Source organism: Streptomyces sp. NPDC096013, from assembly GCF_044763565.1.
Lineage (GTDB): Bacteria > Actinomycetota > Actinomycetes > Streptomycetales > Streptomycetaceae > Streptomyces.
Genome location: NZ_JBIWGK010000009.1, coordinates 91,759 through 106,759, shown reverse-complemented (window position 1 = coordinate 106,759; position 15,001 = coordinate 91,759). Strand labels below are relative to the sequence as shown.

At 69.8% G+C, this 15,001-nt stretch carries 12 protein-coding genes; 7 read left to right on the top strand and 5 right to left on the bottom strand.

Going from position 1 to position 15,001, the window contains the following annotated elements:
* Positions 1-85: 85 nt before the first annotated feature.
* From ACIRB1_RS28285 to ACIRB1_RS28260, 6 genes are all read left to right on the top strand, one after another.
* Entirely contained in the window at positions 86-1,426 is a 1,341-nt protein-coding gene (locus ACIRB1_RS28285) for an HD-GYP domain-containing protein (RefSeq protein ID WP_403467448.1), read from the top strand.
* A 4-nt stretch (positions 1,427-1,430) separates the two neighbouring features.
* Positions 1,431-2,696 carry an HD domain-containing protein gene (locus ACIRB1_RS28280; protein ID WP_352180694.1) on the top strand — a complete coding sequence of 422 codons (1,266 nt, stop codon included), beginning with the start codon at positions 1,431-1,433 and terminating at the stop codon, positions 2,694-2,696.
* A gap of 142 nt (positions 2,697-2,838) precedes the next feature.
* Positions 2,839-3,819 carry a hypothetical protein gene (locus ACIRB1_RS28275; RefSeq protein WP_352180693.1) on the top strand — a complete coding sequence of 327 codons (981 nt, stop codon included), beginning with the start codon at positions 2,839-2,841 and terminating at the stop codon, positions 3,817-3,819.
* 128 nt (positions 3,820-3,947) lie between these two features.
* Positions 3,948-4,598: a peptide deformylase gene (gene def / locus ACIRB1_RS28270; RefSeq protein WP_403467447.1), complete on the top strand. Its 651-nt coding sequence runs from the start codon at positions 3,948-3,950 to the stop codon at positions 4,596-4,598.
* 296 nt (positions 4,599-4,894) lie between these two features.
* The gene (cyc1, locus tag ACIRB1_RS28265; protein WP_403467446.1) at positions 4,895-5,986 is read left to right on the top strand and encodes an epi-isozizaene synthase; all 1,092 of its coding nucleotides are present in this window, start codon (positions 4,895-4,897) and stop codon (positions 5,984-5,986) included.
* A complete protein-coding gene (locus ACIRB1_RS28260; RefSeq protein ID WP_352180690.1) occupies positions 5,983-7,353 on the top strand; it encodes a cytochrome P450 in 1,371 nt (456 codons plus the stop codon). Before cyc1 ends, ACIRB1_RS28260 begins: the two co-directional genes overlap by 4 nt.
* Before the next feature lie 17 nt (positions 7,354-7,370).
* Here the strand turns inward: ACIRB1_RS28260 and ACIRB1_RS28255 are convergent, their stop codons facing one another.
* A complete protein-coding gene (locus tag ACIRB1_RS28255; RefSeq protein WP_403467445.1) occupies positions 7,371-8,333 on the bottom strand; it encodes a GlxA family transcriptional regulator in 963 nt (320 codons plus the stop codon).
* A gap of 93 nt (positions 8,334-8,426) precedes the next feature.
* Between ACIRB1_RS28255 and ACIRB1_RS28250 the strand changes: the two genes are divergently transcribed.
* Positions 8,427-8,585: a hypothetical protein gene (locus ACIRB1_RS28250; protein WP_403467444.1), complete on the top strand. Its 159-nt coding sequence runs from the start codon at positions 8,427-8,429 to the stop codon at positions 8,583-8,585.
* Here ACIRB1_RS28250 and ACIRB1_RS28245 read toward each other — a convergent pair.
* The 4 genes from ACIRB1_RS28245 to ACIRB1_RS28230 all read right to left on the bottom strand — a co-directional run bounded on the left by ACIRB1_RS28245 (position 8,560) and on the right by ACIRB1_RS28230 (position 14,907).
* Positions 8,560-9,018: a hypothetical protein gene (locus ACIRB1_RS28245; RefSeq protein WP_352180687.1), complete on the bottom strand. Its 459-nt coding sequence runs from the start codon at positions 9,016-9,018 to the stop codon at positions 8,560-8,562. The genes ACIRB1_RS28250 and ACIRB1_RS28245 overlap by 26 nt on opposite strands.
* 127 nt (positions 9,019-9,145) lie before the next feature.
* A complete protein-coding gene (locus ACIRB1_RS28240) occupies positions 9,146-11,227 on the bottom strand; it encodes a putative Ig domain-containing protein (protein ID WP_403467443.1) in 2,082 nt (693 codons plus the stop codon).
* Between the two features lie 261 nt (positions 11,228-11,488).
* Positions 11,489-12,502 (bottom strand): ribonucleotide-diphosphate reductase subunit beta, encoded by a 1,014-nt coding sequence (locus ACIRB1_RS28235; RefSeq protein WP_403467442.1) that lies wholly within the window; start codon positions 12,500-12,502, stop codon positions 11,489-11,491.
* A complete protein-coding gene (locus tag ACIRB1_RS28230; RefSeq protein ID WP_403467441.1) occupies positions 12,499-14,907 on the bottom strand; it encodes a ribonucleoside-diphosphate reductase subunit alpha in 2,409 nt (802 codons plus the stop codon). Before ACIRB1_RS28230 ends, ACIRB1_RS28235 begins: the two co-directional genes overlap by 4 nt.
* Positions 14,908-15,001: the final 94 nt, after the last annotated feature.

The following is a 15,001-nucleotide window of genomic DNA, read 5'->3' as shown; positions in this document are numbered from 1 at the left end:
CCCCGGGTGATACGCCCGCGGCCCGCCCCCGACCGCCCTAGGCTCCTCGGCCTGGACAGGCATGGTCGGGGGGAGGGCGTCAGCCATGGAGGCGACACCGGCACGGACACGCGCGTACGTCCTCTGTGTCGTCCTCGCCGCCCTGTGCTGCCTGCTCCCGCTGCCGACCGTCCACACACCCTGGTGGGCGGTCGCCCTGCTGGCCGCGCTCTACGCCGGCTGCGAGCAGGTCGCCCGCCGCCGCTTCGCCGGCACCTTCTACCCGGTGCTGCTCGCCGCGGCCTTCCTCCTGCCGCCCCCCGCCGCCGCGCTCGTACCGCTGCCGGGCGCGCTGTTCTCCCATGTCGAGCAGGGCTCGCCCTGGCTGCGGCGCGGCTGGCGGGCCGCACAGCTCGCGCTCGGCGTGTGGGCGGCGGCCCGGGTGCACTGGGCGCTGGGCGGGCGCGACGCCGTCGTCGCCTCCGACTTCCCGTACGCCCTGGTGCCCGCCCTGGCCGCCGTCCTCGCCTTCTGCCTGGTCCTGACCGCGCTCGACGGCGGCATCCTCGCGCTGGGCGTGGCGGCACCTCCCACGCCTTTCGGACAGTGGGGGGGGATGCCGGTTCGGCGGGCCTGGCGCGGTCTGTTCCTGCGGTCCCTGGCGCCCATCGGCGTGCACGGGCTCGCCGGGCTGATGATGGCCGTCCTGTGGCGCAGCCCCTACGGTCCCGTCGCCGCGCTGCTCGTGCTGCTGCCGATGGGGGTGTCCTGGTGGGTGTTCGCCCAGTACCACCGGGAGCGCGCCGCCCATCAGGCCACCATCCGCGCCCTCGTCCAGGCCGTCGACATCAAGGACGGGTACACCCGCGGGCACAGTGAGCGGGTCGGGCAGGCGTCGATGATGATCGCGCGCGAACTGGGCATGGACGACGCACGGGTCGAGGTGCTGCGCTTCGCCGGGATCCTGCACGACGTCGGCAAGCTCGGCGTCCCCACACGCCTGCTGCGCAAGGACGGCCCGCTGACTCCCGAGGAGCGGCGGGTGATCGAGCTGCACCCGGAGTACGGCCACGAGATGGTGCGCGGCATCGGTTTCCTGGGGGAGGCCCGCGCGGCTGTGCTGCACCACCATGAACGCCTGGACGGGAGCGGGTATCCCTACGGGCTGCTGGGGAGTCAGATCCCGGAGTCCGCGCGGGTCGTCGCGGTGGCCGATGCCTTCGACGCGATGACGTCCACCCGGTCCTACCGCCGCGCCCGCCCGGTCTCCGCCGCGCTGGAGGAACTCTCGCGCTGCGCCGGCACGCAGTTCGACCCCTTGATGGTGCGGGCGCTGGTGCGGGCCCTCGGGCGGTGTGGCTGGCACCCGGCGGTGACCGCCGACGAGGTCCGGTCATCCGTCGTCTTCCCGCCCACCCCGCCGGTTTCCACCGTGCTGAGGGGCTGACGGCATGCCCTCACCCCGCCCCCCTCTCGCCCTCACCCTCATCCACGCCTCCGCCGTCCTCCTCGCCCTCACCTCCCTCGCCCTCACCCTCGGCACCGGCTTGGAAGAACCCCCCGTCGCTCTCGCCTTCGGCATCCTGGTGGCCGTAGGAGAACTGAGCCGCTGGAGCGGCACCACGGGCCTCAGGGAGACCGCCCCGCTGGGCGCGGCCGGCGCCCTCTCCTACGCCCTGCTCGGCGCCGACGCCGGCCGCCCCACGCACCACGGCCTCTTCCAGGTCGTCGCGGTCGTCGTCGCCGCGACCCTCGTCGGCTGCGTCCCGCACATCGCCCGCGGCCACAGCCGCACCCCCGACCACATGGCACGCCGCGTCCTGACCGTCGGCTTCGCGGCGGTCTGCTTCCAACCCCTCTACAACCAGGGGGTGTTCAGGCACTGGGGCGGCCCCGCCTACGCCCTGCTCCTGCTCGCGCTGCTCTCCCTCACCGCGCTCTGCGACGCCGTGCTCGCCGCCGCGCTCGCGCACGCGCGGACCGGGTGGCCATTCGGGCCGCTGCTGCGGGACGAGCTGCGCGGGACGCTCGGCATCGGGTCCGCCGTGTGCGCGACCGGCGCGGTGATGGCGCTCGCGGTCGCCGTCGTGGGGCTGTGGGCGCTGCCCGTGTTCTCGCTGCCGCTGCTGCTGACCCAGCTGTCCTTCCGGCGGTACGCGGCCGTACGGGACACCTACCGCCAGACCATCGCCTCCCTCGCCCGGTCCACCGAGATAGCCGGATACACGCCTGCCGGGCACGCCCGCCGGGTCGCCGCGCTGTGCCAGGCGGTCGGCCGGGACCTGGGGCTGTCCGAACCCGACCTCACCGTCCTGGAGTACGCCGCCCTGATGCACGACATCGGCCAGCTCAGCCTCGTCGACCCGGTACCGGCCGGCGCCACCGCCGCGCTCCCCGCGGAGGAGCAGCGGCGGATAGCCCTGCTCGGCGGGGCCGTCGTACGGCAGACCGGGGTGAGTCCCCAGGTGGCGGCCGTGGTGGAGCGGCAGGCCGACCCGTGCCGGGAGCAGCCGCTGTCCGCACGGATCGTCCGGGCCGTGAACGCGTACGAGGAGAAAACCCGGGCAGGCGGCCCCGGCGGGCCTCTTCAGGCGCTGGAGGAGCTGCGCCTCGGGACCGCCGGGGACTACGCTCCCGAGGTCGTGGAAGCGCTGGCCCGGGTGCTGTGGAGTCAAGGAGGCGGCGCGAAGCGCCTCGGGCAGGGCGGTGGCGGGTGACGGTGCGGGACTGTCTGACCTTGTCCTCGGCTGGGTAACCCATGGGTAATGAGCGCCCTTCCAGCCGTACGTGGTTGGATGCGAAGAAGAGGGTGTCCGGGGGCATGGCCAGCCCACTGAACGGAACTGGCAGGCGGGAATCGTGAGGATCTTCGGCAAGGGACGGCACCGGCCCTCCGCCTCCTGGCGGCAGGCCACAGACCGCGCGTTCACGCTGATCGGCGACGGTCGGTACGAGGACGCGGGCGCACTGCTGACACGTGCCGCCGATCTTGAACCCTGGTTGTCCGAGTCCTGGTTCAACCTCGCCCTGCTCCACAAGTTCCGGCACGACTGGGAGCAGGCGCGGGCGGCCGGGCTGCGCGCCGTCGCGCTGCTCGACCGGGAGGCCGGGGCACCTGACTGGTGGAACGTGGGCATCGCGGCCACCGCCCTTCAGGACTGGCCGCTGGCGCGGCGGGCCTGGCAGGCGTACGGGCTGCGGGTGCCGGGCGGGGTCACCGGTGCGGGTGAGCCGGCCGGGATGGATCTCGGCAGCGCCGCCGTACGGCTCTCTCCCGAGGGGGAGGCCGAGGTGGTGTGGGGGCGGCGGCTGGACCCCGCGCGGATCGAGGTGCTGTCGATTCCGCTGCCGTCGTCGGGGCGGCGGTGGGGTGAGGTCGTGCTCCATGACGGGGTGCCGCACGGGGAGCGGACGACCGCTGCCGGGCACTCGTACCCCGTGTTCGACGAGATCGAGCTGTGGGCGCCCTCTCCTGTACCTACCTGGGTGGTGCTGCTCGAGGCTGCCACCGAGGCCGATCGGGACGCGCTGGAGCAGTTGGCCGCGGATGCGGGGTTCGCGGCGGAGGACTGGTCGTCCTCCGTGCGGTTGCTGTGCCGGATGTGTTCCGAGTCGCGGATGCCGTCCGACGAGGGCGACGGGGAGCATCTCGATCCGCATGACCACAGTGAGCCCGGACATCCCGGTCCGCTGGGGCATCGGACGGACGGGCAGCTGTGGATGCCGGAGCGGGAGTGCGGGTTGGCCGCGCCGGCTTCGCTGGTACGGGGGTTGCTGGATGGCTGGGTCGCGGACAGCCCCGACTCGCGGGACTGGCGGGATCTGGAAGAGGTCTGCTGAGGTCGTTGGTCGGGTGCCGCACCGTCGTGGCCGGTCGCGCAGTTCCCCGCGCCCCTTAAAGACAAGACGATGGCCGTACCCTGTATCAGCAACTTCTCCCCCTTGGCTTCAGGAAGGCATTCGTCGGCATGGCGCAGCAGGACACCGATCAGCAGCACGTGGGCGTGCTCCCCGTGGATGACGAGGGGTTCGTCATCGACACCGAGGAGACCGAGGAGCGTGAGGCGGTCTGGCGTGAGCGGGGGACTTCGCGGGCGATCACGGTCGTCGGGAATCCGGTGCTGCACAAGGAGTGCAAGGACGTCACCGAGTTCGGTGCGGAGCTGGAGACGCTGGTCGCGGACATGTTCGCCTCGCAGCGCACCGCCGAGGGCGTCGGCCTCGCCGCCAACCAGATCGGCGTCGACCTGAAGGTCTTCGTCTACGACTGCCAGGACGACGAGGGCAAACGGCATGTCGGTGTCGTCTGCAATCCCAAGCTCGTCGACCTGCCCGCCGACAAGCGGCACCTGGACGAGAGCAACGAGGGGTGCCTGTCCGTGCCGACCGCGTACGCGCCGCTCGCCCGGCCCGACTACGCCGAGGTGACCGGCCAGGACGAGAAGGGCAACCCCATCAAGGTCCGCGGCACCGGCTACTTCGCACGGTGTTTGCAGCACGAGACCGACCACCTCTACGGCTATCTGTACATCGACCGGCTCTCCAAGCGTGACCGCAAGGACGCGCTGCGGCAGATGGCCGAGAACGAGCCCCGCTACCCCGTGGTCGCCAACGACTGACTCGGCCGACCCCAGCGGTCGCCCCGTCTCCCTTCCGCACGGCGTCTGTTCAGGAGCACCTCCCTGACCAGGCGCCGTTCGCATGTCCCTCGTACATTCGATCGTTTGTGCTCGGTAGTGATCCAGAATCGGTCACACAAGGGGGGATTCTCGGCACTTGGGGGTAGTGAAGGAAGCAAATCCGTTCCCAGAACGGTCAGTTGTGGTGCTGAATAGGAAGTGCGGGGATACGCAACGGCGCACGCCCGGCACAGCGGGAGGGGCGTGCGCAACTGGCGGCTGAGAGGGGTTTGTTCGTGCCTGCTTTCTCACACAGCACCACAACGACAACGGCAACGACAGCGATCGCGGTTCCACCGTCGCTCTCTCTCCCGGTGATCGAGGCGGCGTTTCCCCGGCAACTGCATCCGTATTGGCCGAGGCTCCAGGAGAAGACACGTGTCTGGCTGCTGGAAAAACGTCTCATGCCGGCGGAGAAGGTGCGGGAATATGCCGACGGTCTTTGCTACACGGACCTGATGGCCGGGTACTACGAGGGTGCCCCGGACGAGGTGCTCCAGGCGATAGCGGACTACAGCGCGTGGTTCTTCGTCTGGGACGACCGCCACGACCGGGACATCGTGCACGAACGGCCCGACGCCTGGCGGCGGTTGAGGTTCCGGTTGCATGCTGCACTCGATTCACCACGGCACCACCTGTTCCACCCGGATCCGCTGGTCGCCGGGTTCGCCGACAGCATGACGCGGATCTACTCGTTCCTCCCCGACACCTGGAACGCGCGGTTCGCCCGCCACTTCCACGCCGTCATCGAGGCCTACGACCGTGAATTCCGCAATCGCATCGAGGGAATCGTCCCCACGGTCGACGAATACCTCGCACTGCGCCGGCTCACCTTCGCCCACTGGATCTGGACGGATCTGCTGGAGGCGAGCGCGGGTTGTGAACTCCCGGACAGTGTGCGGAAAAGCTCGGGATATCGCCGCGCGGCCCTGCTCAGTCAGGAATTCGCCGCCTGGTACAACGACCTCTGCTCACTGCCCAAGGAACTCGCGGGCGACGAGGTCCACAATCTCGGCATCAGTCTCATCAAACACGAGGGACTGACCCTGGAGCAAGCGGTCGCCGAACTGAGGCGCCGTATCGAGGAATGCATAGCAGAATTCCTGGAGGCGGAACGCGAGACATTACGGCTCGCCGACCGCCTCGACGACGGAACGGCACGGGGAACGGAACTGAGCGCGGCCGTACGGGCCAACCTCAAAAACATGCGGAACTGGTTCAGTTCCGTCTACTGGTTCCACCACGAGTCCGGCCGTTACATGGTCGACAGCTGGGACGACCGGTCCACACCCCCGTACGTCAACAACGAAGCGGCAGGTGAGAAATGACCGTCGAGTCTGTGAAGCCCGCGGCACCCGAGGTGCCGGAGCTGATTGAGCCGCCCGTCGCGGGCGGCAGGGTCCCGCTTCTCGGCCACGGCTGGAAGCTGGTCCGCGACCCCCTGGCCTTCATGGCCCAACTCCGCGACCACGGCGACGTCGTGAGGCTCCGCCTCGGACCCAAGACCGTCTACGCCGTCACCGCGCCGGCCCTCACCGGAGCGCTCGCGCTGAACCCGGACTTCATCATCGCGGGCCCGCTCTGGGAGTCCCTGGAGGGACTGCTCGGCAAGGAGGGCGTGGCCACCGCCAACGGGCCCACCCACCGGCGCCAACGGCGCATCATCCAGCCCGCGTTCAAGCTCGACGCGATCCCCGCCTACGGGCCGATCATGGAGGAGGAGGCGCACGCCCTCACCGAGCGCTGGGCGAAGGGCGAGACGATCGACTGCACCTCCGAGTCCTTCCGGGTCGCCGTGCGGATCGCGGCCCGCTGTCTGCTGCGCGGCGACTTCATGGACGAGCGCGCCGAGCGGCTGTGCGTCGCGCTCGCCACCGTCTTCCGGGGTATGTACCGGCGGATGGTGGTACCGGCGGGACCGCTCTACCGGCTGCCTCTTCCGGCCAACCGCGAATTCAACCGGGCGCTGGCCGATTTGCATCTCCTGGTCGACGAGATCGTCGCCGAACGGCGGGCATCTGGTCAAAAGCCGGACGATTTGCTGACGGCATTGCTGGAGGCGACGGACGACAATGGCGAGCCCATCGGGGAACAGGAGATCCACGACCAGGTCGTCGCGATCCTCACCCCCGGAAGCGAAACAATCGCGTCCACGATCATGTGGCTGCTCCAGGTCCTCACCGAACACCCGGAACACGCCGACAAGATACGCGAAGAGGTCGAATCCGTGACGGGTGGCCGCCCGGTGGCATTCGACGACGTCCGGAAGCTGGCCCACACGAACAATGTCGTCGTCGAGGCGATGCGCTTGCGTCCCGCCGTATGGATATTGACGCGGCGGGCGCTCGCGGACACCGATCTGGGTGGCTATCGGATTCCGGCCGGGGCCGACATCATCTACAGTCCGTACGCGATCCAGCGCGACGCGCGTTCGTATGACCACAACGACGAGTTCGATCCCGACCGCTGGCTTCCGGAACGGTCCAAGGACGTACCGAAGTTCGCCATGAGCCCGTTCAGCAACGGCAACCGGAAGTGTCCCAGCGACCACTTCTCGATGGCCCAGCTGAGCCTGATCACGGCGGCGGTGGCGGCGAAGTACCGCTTCGAGCAGGTGCCAGGCTCGGACGACACCACCCGCGTGGGCATCACCCTGCGGCCCAACAAGCTGCTGCTCAGGCCCGTGCTGAGGTGACGTCGGCAGGCGCGCGTTCAGGCGGCTTCCGGGCCCCTGAACGTGCGCCGGTAGGCGTTCGGGGTGGTGCCGAGCGCCCGGACGAACTGGTGGCGCAGGGCGGGTGCGGTGCCGAAGCCGGTCCGCCAGGCGATCGTGTCCATCGTCTCGTCCGTCGCCTCCAGCAACTGCTGGGCCAGCAGCACCCGTTGACGCAGGATCCAGCGGTACGGCGTGGTCCCGGTCTCCTGCTGGAAGCGGCGGGCGAACGTGCGCGGTGACATCAGGGCACGGGCGGCGAGCTGTTCGACGGTGACCTCCTGGTCGAGGTGTTCCGCCATCCACACCAGCACCTTGCCCACCGTGTCGCACCGCGTGCGCGGCAGCGGCCGCTCGATGTACTGGGCCTGGCCGCCGTCGCGGTGCGGCGGCACGACCATCCGCCGGGCGATCGCGTTGGCGACCTCCGGGCCCTGCTCCTTGCGCACGAGATGCAGACAGGCGTCGATGCCGGCGGCGGTGCCCGCCGAGGTGATCACCGGGTCCGCGTCGACGTACAGCACGTCAGGTTCCACGACGACCTTCGGATACCGCCGGGCGAGCAGCTCCGCGTGGTGCCAGTGCACCGCGCAGCGCCGCCCGTCCAGCAGTCCGGCGGCGGCCAGCACGAAGACGCCCGAGCAGACGCTGAGTACCCGGGCGCCCCGGTCGACGGCCCGGCGCAGGGCGTCGAGGAGGTCCTCCGGGTACTCCCGGGCCGCGTAGGTCGCACCCGCCGGTACGGCGATGAGGTCCGCGGTCTCCAGGCGTTCCAGGCCGTGTTCGACGGCCAGGGAGAAGCCCGCGTGGGTGGAGAGCTTCGGGCCCTCGGCCGAGGCGACCGCGAAGTCGTAGACCGGCAGGCCCTCGTCGCTGCGGTCGAGGCCGAACACCTCGCAGACCACGCCGAGTTCGAAGGGGTGCACTCCGTCGAGCAGGACCACGGCCACGTTCGTCAGCATGCCGCCAGTGTGCGCCTCGGATGGCAGTAAATCGAGGGTGTACGGCAGTCCTGCCACTCACGGTAAGGAGTCAACAGGACGAGACTCATGTCCATGAACGCAGCCATGGACAACCTCATCGCCCTTCTCACCGTCGTCGGCATCCTCGTGGCCGTGACCTTCCCCTCGCTGCTCGGCATCGCGCACGACCGGCGCGTCGACCGTCAGATCCGGACCGCGCACCGGCTCATGGCTTCGACACCACGACGGTGACCGACCACTCCTGGATTCCCTTGCACGAGATCTTGTGCGGCGCGGTGGCACACAGCGGCCGGGACGACGTGAGCTTCACGGTCCCGGCCGAGACCGCCTCGTAGGCGTTGCTCGCGTCGCCGGGCCGGATCAGGATTCCGCTGTTGGTGGCCTTCAGGCCGGTGCCGACGGTCTTCACCGGGGCCCAGGGCCGGGTCGTCGTCCCGTCCAGCAGGATGCGGACGGTGTTTCCGGTCGTCAGACAGAACGTGCCGTTCGTGTCGGTCGCGGCGAGGGTCTCCTTCGCCGTACAGGCCGCCCTGCTCTTGCTCGGTGTGGGGGAGGACGACGGCGACACCGTGCTGCTGCCGGTGTCGGACTTCGTGCCGCAGCCCGTGAGGGCGAGCGCCAGGGTGGCGACGGCGAGGGACGGACCAAGAATCGATCGGCGCATGGGGAGCCTCCTTTGCCCCTTTGACGTGTCACGGACGCATCCGGATCCCTTGTGAGCAGCGCAATATTCGTGGACATGACAGAGCCCCGGCCGCTGCGAGACGACCGGGGCCCAGCTCATGAGGAGGTCAGCTGGTCGTCACGGCGGTGTCGTCGAGGACGAAGCTGGTCTGGAGGGAGGAGTCCTCGACGCCGCTGAACTTCAGCGTGACGGTGGAGCCGGCGAAGGAGGACAGGTCGAAGCTCTTCTGCGCGTACCCGGTGGCCTTGTTCAGGTTCGAGTACGTCGCGAGCGTGGTCGAACCGGCGGTGACCGTCAGCTTGTCGTACGCCGTGCTGGTGCTGGTCTCCGCGGTGTCGACGTGCAGGTAGAAGGTGAAGGTGGCCTTGCAGCCGGACGGGACGGTCACCGACTGGGACAGCGTGTCGGTGTGGGTGGAGCCGTAGCCGTCGAGCCACGCGTAGTACGAGCCCGCGTGCGCGCTCTCGCCGGTGTCGTTGGTGATGACACCGCTGCTCGCGGTCCAGGTGGTGTTGCCGGACTCGAAGCCCGCGTTGCCCAGCAGCTGGGTGGAGGTGCAGGTGCCGCCGCCGGAGGTGCTGACCGTCCAGGTGAAGGAGGCCGAGCCGGAGGCGCCGGTGGAGTCGGTCGCGGTCACCGTCACGGCGTAGGTGCCCGCGGTGGACGCGGTGCCGGAGATCAGTCCGGTCGAGCTGCTGATCGACAGGCCGGTCGGCAGTCCGCTCGCGCTGTAGGTGAGGGTCGCGCCCGCGCTGTCCGAGGCCGAGATCTGGAGGCTCGCAGCGCTGCCGGTCACGGTGGACTGGCTGCCCGGGTTGGTGACGGTCACCGTGTTGCCCGTGGTGGTGCCGGAGGTGAAGGCGGCGGTGCCGTCCGGGGTGCCCCAGCCGGTCGGGCCGTCGTAGCCGGTGCCCGCGGTGCAGAAGTAACTCGGCGAGCAGGAGCCGTTGTTGCCGCTGGTGACGTCGTACAGGTTGCTGGTGTGGGAGTAGGGGTACTTCGCCGGGTAGTCGCTGGAACCGGGGGTGCCGGCCAGCGCGTAGACGCCCGCGATGATCGGGGACGAGGCGCTGGTGCCGCCGTAGACCGCCCAGCCGGAGCCGCCGTAGGTGTCGTAGACGGCCACGCCGGTGGCGGGGTCGGCGACGGCGGAGACGTCGGCCTCCATGCGCTTGGTGCAGCCCGTGTCGGTCTGCCAGGTCGGCTTCGGGTCGTAGGCGGAGCAGCCGGAGCCGGTGCCCTCGGTGCTGCTGGTCTTCCAGACGGACTCGGTCCAGCCGCGGGAGTTGGAGGAGGTCGACAGTGCGGTGCCGCCGACCGCGGTCACGTACTGGGACGTCGCCGGGTACTCCGCGCCGTAGGCGCTGTCACCGGAGGAGACGGTGATCGCGACGCCCGGGTGCTTGAAGTACGAGGTGTCCTCGCTGGTCTGCGAGGAGGACTCGGAGCCGCCCCAGCTGTTGGAGACGAACTTCGCGCCCAGGGCGACGGCCTCGTTCTCGGCGGTGCCGAGGTTGGCGTCGGTGGCCGAAGTGGCCTCCACCAGAATGATGTTGCAGTTCGGGCAGACCGCGCTGACCATGTCGATGTCGAGCGCTTCCTCGCCCGCCCAGCCGCTGTCGTTGGTCGGCAGCGAGGTGGTCGAGCCGGTCTGACTGACCTGCTTGAAGCAGCCGTTGGCCTTGGTGCAGGCGGACAGGCCGAAGTTCGAGCGGTAGGTGGCGAGGTCCGACTCGGCGTTCGGGTCGTTGTACGCGTCGACCACCGCGACCGTCAGGCCGGAGCCGCCGGTCGAGGGCAGCGCGTACGCGCTGTGCAGGTTGGCCGGGCTCAGCCCGGAGACCGCGGCTGCGGCGTCCGAGTGCACGGCGGCGGCCAGTTGCTGCTTGATGTCGGTGCGCCGCTGGGCGAAACAGGACGCCGAGCCGGGGGCCGCGGTCGCGCAGAGGCGCTCGGTCGGCACCTTCTGCCCGGCCTTGCCGGTCGCGTGGACGGCCTGGGCCGCGGGGGCGGTCAGGGCCTTCGCGTTCTGGGTGACCTTGGAGACCTGGGCGGACTGGGTGGTGGCGTGGGGGGCCGTCTGCGCTCCGGCGGGCGTCGCGGCCATGAGGCCGAAGACGCTCAGGGTGAGGGCGGGGATGGCGGCGGTCAGTAGTCTTCGCAGACTCCGTCTGGGCTTTTCACGCATGGGGGTGCTGCCTCCGTCGTTGGAGTGGGGTTCCTCGGCGCTGGTGGCAGGCCTGTGACGCGCGTAGCGGCGGCGGTGAACGTCGTCATGGGCATGACACTTTGAACGTTCTGTGGCGCTGTTGTGCGTGACATGACACAACGGCCAGAAGCTATCCGGGGCCGACGAGCCCCGAACAGGCACGCCTCAAGAACTTTGCCCCTCCATAGGAGGTCCATGGACGGCCCATGGAAGCTCCATGGGCCGTCCCAGCACTAAGGGCTAGAAGTCCTCGTCCAGGTCGACCGTGCCCTCCACGGCCACCTGGTACGCCGACGGGCGGCGCTCGAAGAAGTTCGTCAGCTCCTGCACACCCTGCAACTCCATGAAGGAGAACGGGTTCTCCGAGCCGTACACCGGGGCGAACCCGAGCCGCTGGAGACGCTGGTCCGCGACGCACTCCAGGTACTGGCGCATCGAGTCGGTGTTCATGCCCGGCAGACCCTCACCGCACAGGTCGCGCCCGAACTGGAGCTCCGCCTCGACGGCCTCCTTCAGCATGTCCGTGACCTGCTGCTGGAGCTGGTCGTCGAACAGCTCCGGCTCCTCCTTGCGGACGGTGTCGACCACCTCGAAGGCGAAGCTCATGTGCATCGTCTCGTCGCGGAACACCCAGTTGGTGCCGGTGGCGAGACCGTGCAGGAGACCCCGGCTGCGGAACCAGTAGACGTACGCGAACGCGCCGTAGAAGAACAGCCCCTCGATGCACGCGGCGAAGCAGATCAGGTTGAGGAGGAAGCGGCGGCGGTCGGCCTGGGTCTCCAGGCGTTCCAGCTTCTCGACCTCGTTGATCCACTTGAAGCAGAACTCGGCCTTCTCGCGGATGGAGGGGATGTTCTCCACCGCGTCGAACGCGGCGGCCCTGTCCTCCGGGTCGGGGAGGTAGGTGTCGAGCAGCGTCAGATAGAACTGGACGTGCACGGCCTCCTCGAACAGCTGACGGCTCAGGTACAGCCGCGCCTCGGGGGAGTTGATGTGCTTGTACAGCGTCAGCACGAGGTTGTTCGCCACGATCGAGTCACCCGTCGCGAAGAACGCGACCAGCCGGCCGATCATGTGCTGCTCACCCGGCGACAGCTTCGCGAGGTCGGCGACGTCCGAGTGGAGGTCGACCTCCTCGACGGTCCAGGTGTTCTTGATCGCGTCCCGGTAGCGCTCGTAGAAGTCCGGGTAGCGCATGGGGCGGAGGGTCAGCTCGAAGCCCGGGTCGAGAAGGTTCTTGGCTTCGCTGGTCATTGGCAGGCCTCGCAGGACTCGGGGTTTTCCAGGGAGCAGGCGACCGCTTCTTCGTCGGGGGTCACCTGCTGGACGGGGATGGGGGCTTGGGCCTGGGCGGCGCGGGCGATGCGGGTCGCCGGGCGGGAGCGCAGGTAGTACGTCGTCTTCAGGCCCTGCTTCCAGGCGTACGCGTACATCGAGGAGAGCTTGCCGATCGTCGGCGTCTCCAGGAACAGGTTCAGGGACTGGGACTGGTCCAGGAACGGGGTACGGGCGGCGGCCATGTCGATCAGGCCGCGCTGGGGGATCTCCCACGCCGTGCGGTACAGGGCGCGCACGTCGGCCGGAATCCAGCTGAACGCCTGCACCGAGCCGTTGGCCTCGCGCAGCGCCTCGCGGGTGCGGGCGTCCCACACGCCGAGCTGCTTCAGCTCGTCCACCAGGTACGAGTTGACCTGGAGGAACTCGCCGGAGAGGGTCTCGCGCTTGAACAGGTTGGAGACCTGCGGCTCGATGCACTCGTAGACGCCCGCGATCGAGGCGATGGTGGCCGTCGGCGCGATCGCCAGCAGGAGCGAGTTGCGCATGCCGGTCCGGGCGATACGTTCCCGCAGGGCCGACCAGCGCTCGGGCCAGGTCAGCTCGACGCCGTAGTGGTCGGGGTGCAGGACACCGCGGGCGGTACGGGTCTTCTCCCAGGCGGGCAACGGGCCGTTGCGCTCGGCGAGTTCGGCGGACGCCTCGTACGCGGCGAGCATGATGCGCTCGGCGATCCGGGTCGACAGCGCCTGCGCCTGCGGGGAGTCGAAGGGGACGCGCAGTTTGAAGAAGACGTCCTGGAGGCCCATCGCGCCGAGGCCCACCGGGCGCCAGCGGGCGTTGGAACGGCCCGCCTGCTCGGTCGGGTAGAAGTTGATGTCGACCACGCGGTCCAGGAACGTGACGGCGGTGCGGACCGTCTCGTCCAGCCGCTCCCAGTCGATGTCGCCGTCGACGACGAACGCGCCCAGGTTGACCGAACCGAGGTTGCAGACCGCCGTCTCGCCGTCGTCCGTGACCTCCAGGATCTCCGTGCAGAGGTTCGAGGAGTGGACCGTGTGACCCGGCTCGGCCGTCTGGTTGGCGGTGCGGTTGGCCGCGTCCTTGAACGTCATCCAGCCGTTGCCGGTCTGCGCGAGGGTGCGCATCATGCGGCCGTAGAGGTCACGGGCCGGGATGGTCTTCTTCGCCAGGCCCCGCGCCTCGGCCTCGCGGTACGCGGCGTCGAACTCGTCGCCCCACAGGTCGACCAGCTCGGGCACGTCGGCGGGGGAGAACAGCGACCACTCGCCGTCCTCGTTGACCCGGCGCATGAACTCGTCCGGGATCCAGTGCGCGAGGTTCAGGTTGTGCGTACGGCGGGCGTCCTCACCGGTGTTGTCCCGCAGCTCCAGGAACTCCTCGATGTCGGAGTGCCAGGTCTCCAGGTACACCGCCGCGGCACCCTTGCGCCGGCCGCCCTGGTTCACCGCGGCGACCGAGGCGTCCAGCGTCTTCAGGAACGGGACGATGCCGTTCGAGTGGCCGTTGGTGCCACGGATCAGCGAACCCCGGCTGCGGATACGGGAGTACGACAACCCGATGCCACCGGCGTGCTTCGAGAGGCGGGCCACCTGGTGGTAGCGGTCGTAGATGGAGTCCAGCTCGTCCAGCGGGGAGTCGAGGAGGTAGCAGGACGACATCTGGGGGTGCCGCGTACCGGAGTTGAAGAGCGTGGGGGAGGACGGGAGGTAGTCCAGGCGGCTCATCAGGCGGTACAGCGCGGCGACCTCCTCCAGGGCGCGGGTGCTGTCGTCCTCGGCGAGGCCGGCCGCGACCCGGAGCATGAAGTGCTGGGGGGTCTCGATGACCTTGCGGGTGATCGGGTGCCGGAGGAGGTAGCGGCTGTACAGGGTGCGCAGGCCGAAGTAGCCGAAGCGGTCGTCGGCCCCGGTGTCGATCAGCGCGTCCAGGCGGGCCGCGTGCAGCGTCGCGAACTCGGCGGTGCGGTCCGCGATCAGGCCCTCGCGGTGGCCCACGGCGACCGACTCGGTGAAGCTCGTGACGCCCTGGGAGGCGGCCTCGGCGGCGATGCTGATCGTCAGCAGCCGGGCGGCGAGCCGGGAGTAGACGGGGTCCTCGGAGATGAGGCCGGCGGCCGCCTCCGTGGCCAGCTCGCGCAGTTCCGTCACGTCCGCCCGCGCGGACCGGCCGCGCAACGTGGCGGCGGCGACCCGGCCCGGGTCGGCGTCGGGGAGGTCGGCGGTCAGCTCGGTCAGGGTCCGCAGGATCGCGGTACCGGGACCGTCGGCTCCGGGAACGGCCGTTCCGGGAACGTCGGTTCCGGGGACGATCGTGTCGGTTGCCCGGTTCGCTGATGCCGGCTCTGCTGGCGCGATGGTCACGGTGGGGCTCTCCCTCGCTCGGCACGGGGCCTCGCCGAGGGCAGGCCGGCAGCACACGAGCGCACGGGGCGTCGCGTCCACCGGCCCACTCCAC

Coding starts and splice junctions, on each gene's coding strand:
- ACIRB1_RS28250 (WP_403467444.1), top strand. CDS start 8,427: ATGAACGCAGCCATGGACAACCTCATCGCCCTTCTCACCGTCGTCGGC.
- def (WP_403467447.1), top strand. CDS start 3,948: ATGGCGCAGCAGGACACCGATCAGCAGCACGTGGGCGTGCTCCCCGTG.
- ACIRB1_RS28255 (WP_403467445.1), bottom strand. CDS start 8,333: ATGCTGACGAACGTGGCCGTGGTCCTGCTCGACGGAGTGCACCCCTTC.
- ACIRB1_RS28235 (WP_403467442.1), bottom strand. CDS start 12,502: ATGACCAGCGAAGCCAAGAACCTTCTCGACCCGGGCTTCGAGCTGACC.
- ACIRB1_RS28260 (WP_352180690.1), top strand. CDS start 5,983: ATGACCGTCGAGTCTGTGAAGCCCGCGGCACCCGAGGTGCCGGAGCTG.
- ACIRB1_RS28245 (WP_352180687.1), bottom strand. CDS start 9,018: ATGCGCCGATCGATTCTTGGTCCGTCCCTCGCCGTCGCCACCCTGGCG.
- ACIRB1_RS28285 (WP_403467448.1), top strand. CDS start 86: ATGGAGGCGACACCGGCACGGACACGCGCGTACGTCCTCTGTGTCGTC.
- ACIRB1_RS28240 (WP_403467443.1), bottom strand. CDS start 11,227: ATGCGTGAAAAGCCCAGACGGAGTCTGCGAAGACTACTGACCGCCGCC.
- ACIRB1_RS28280 (WP_352180694.1), top strand. CDS start 1,431: ATGCCCTCACCCCGCCCCCCTCTCGCCCTCACCCTCATCCACGCCTCC.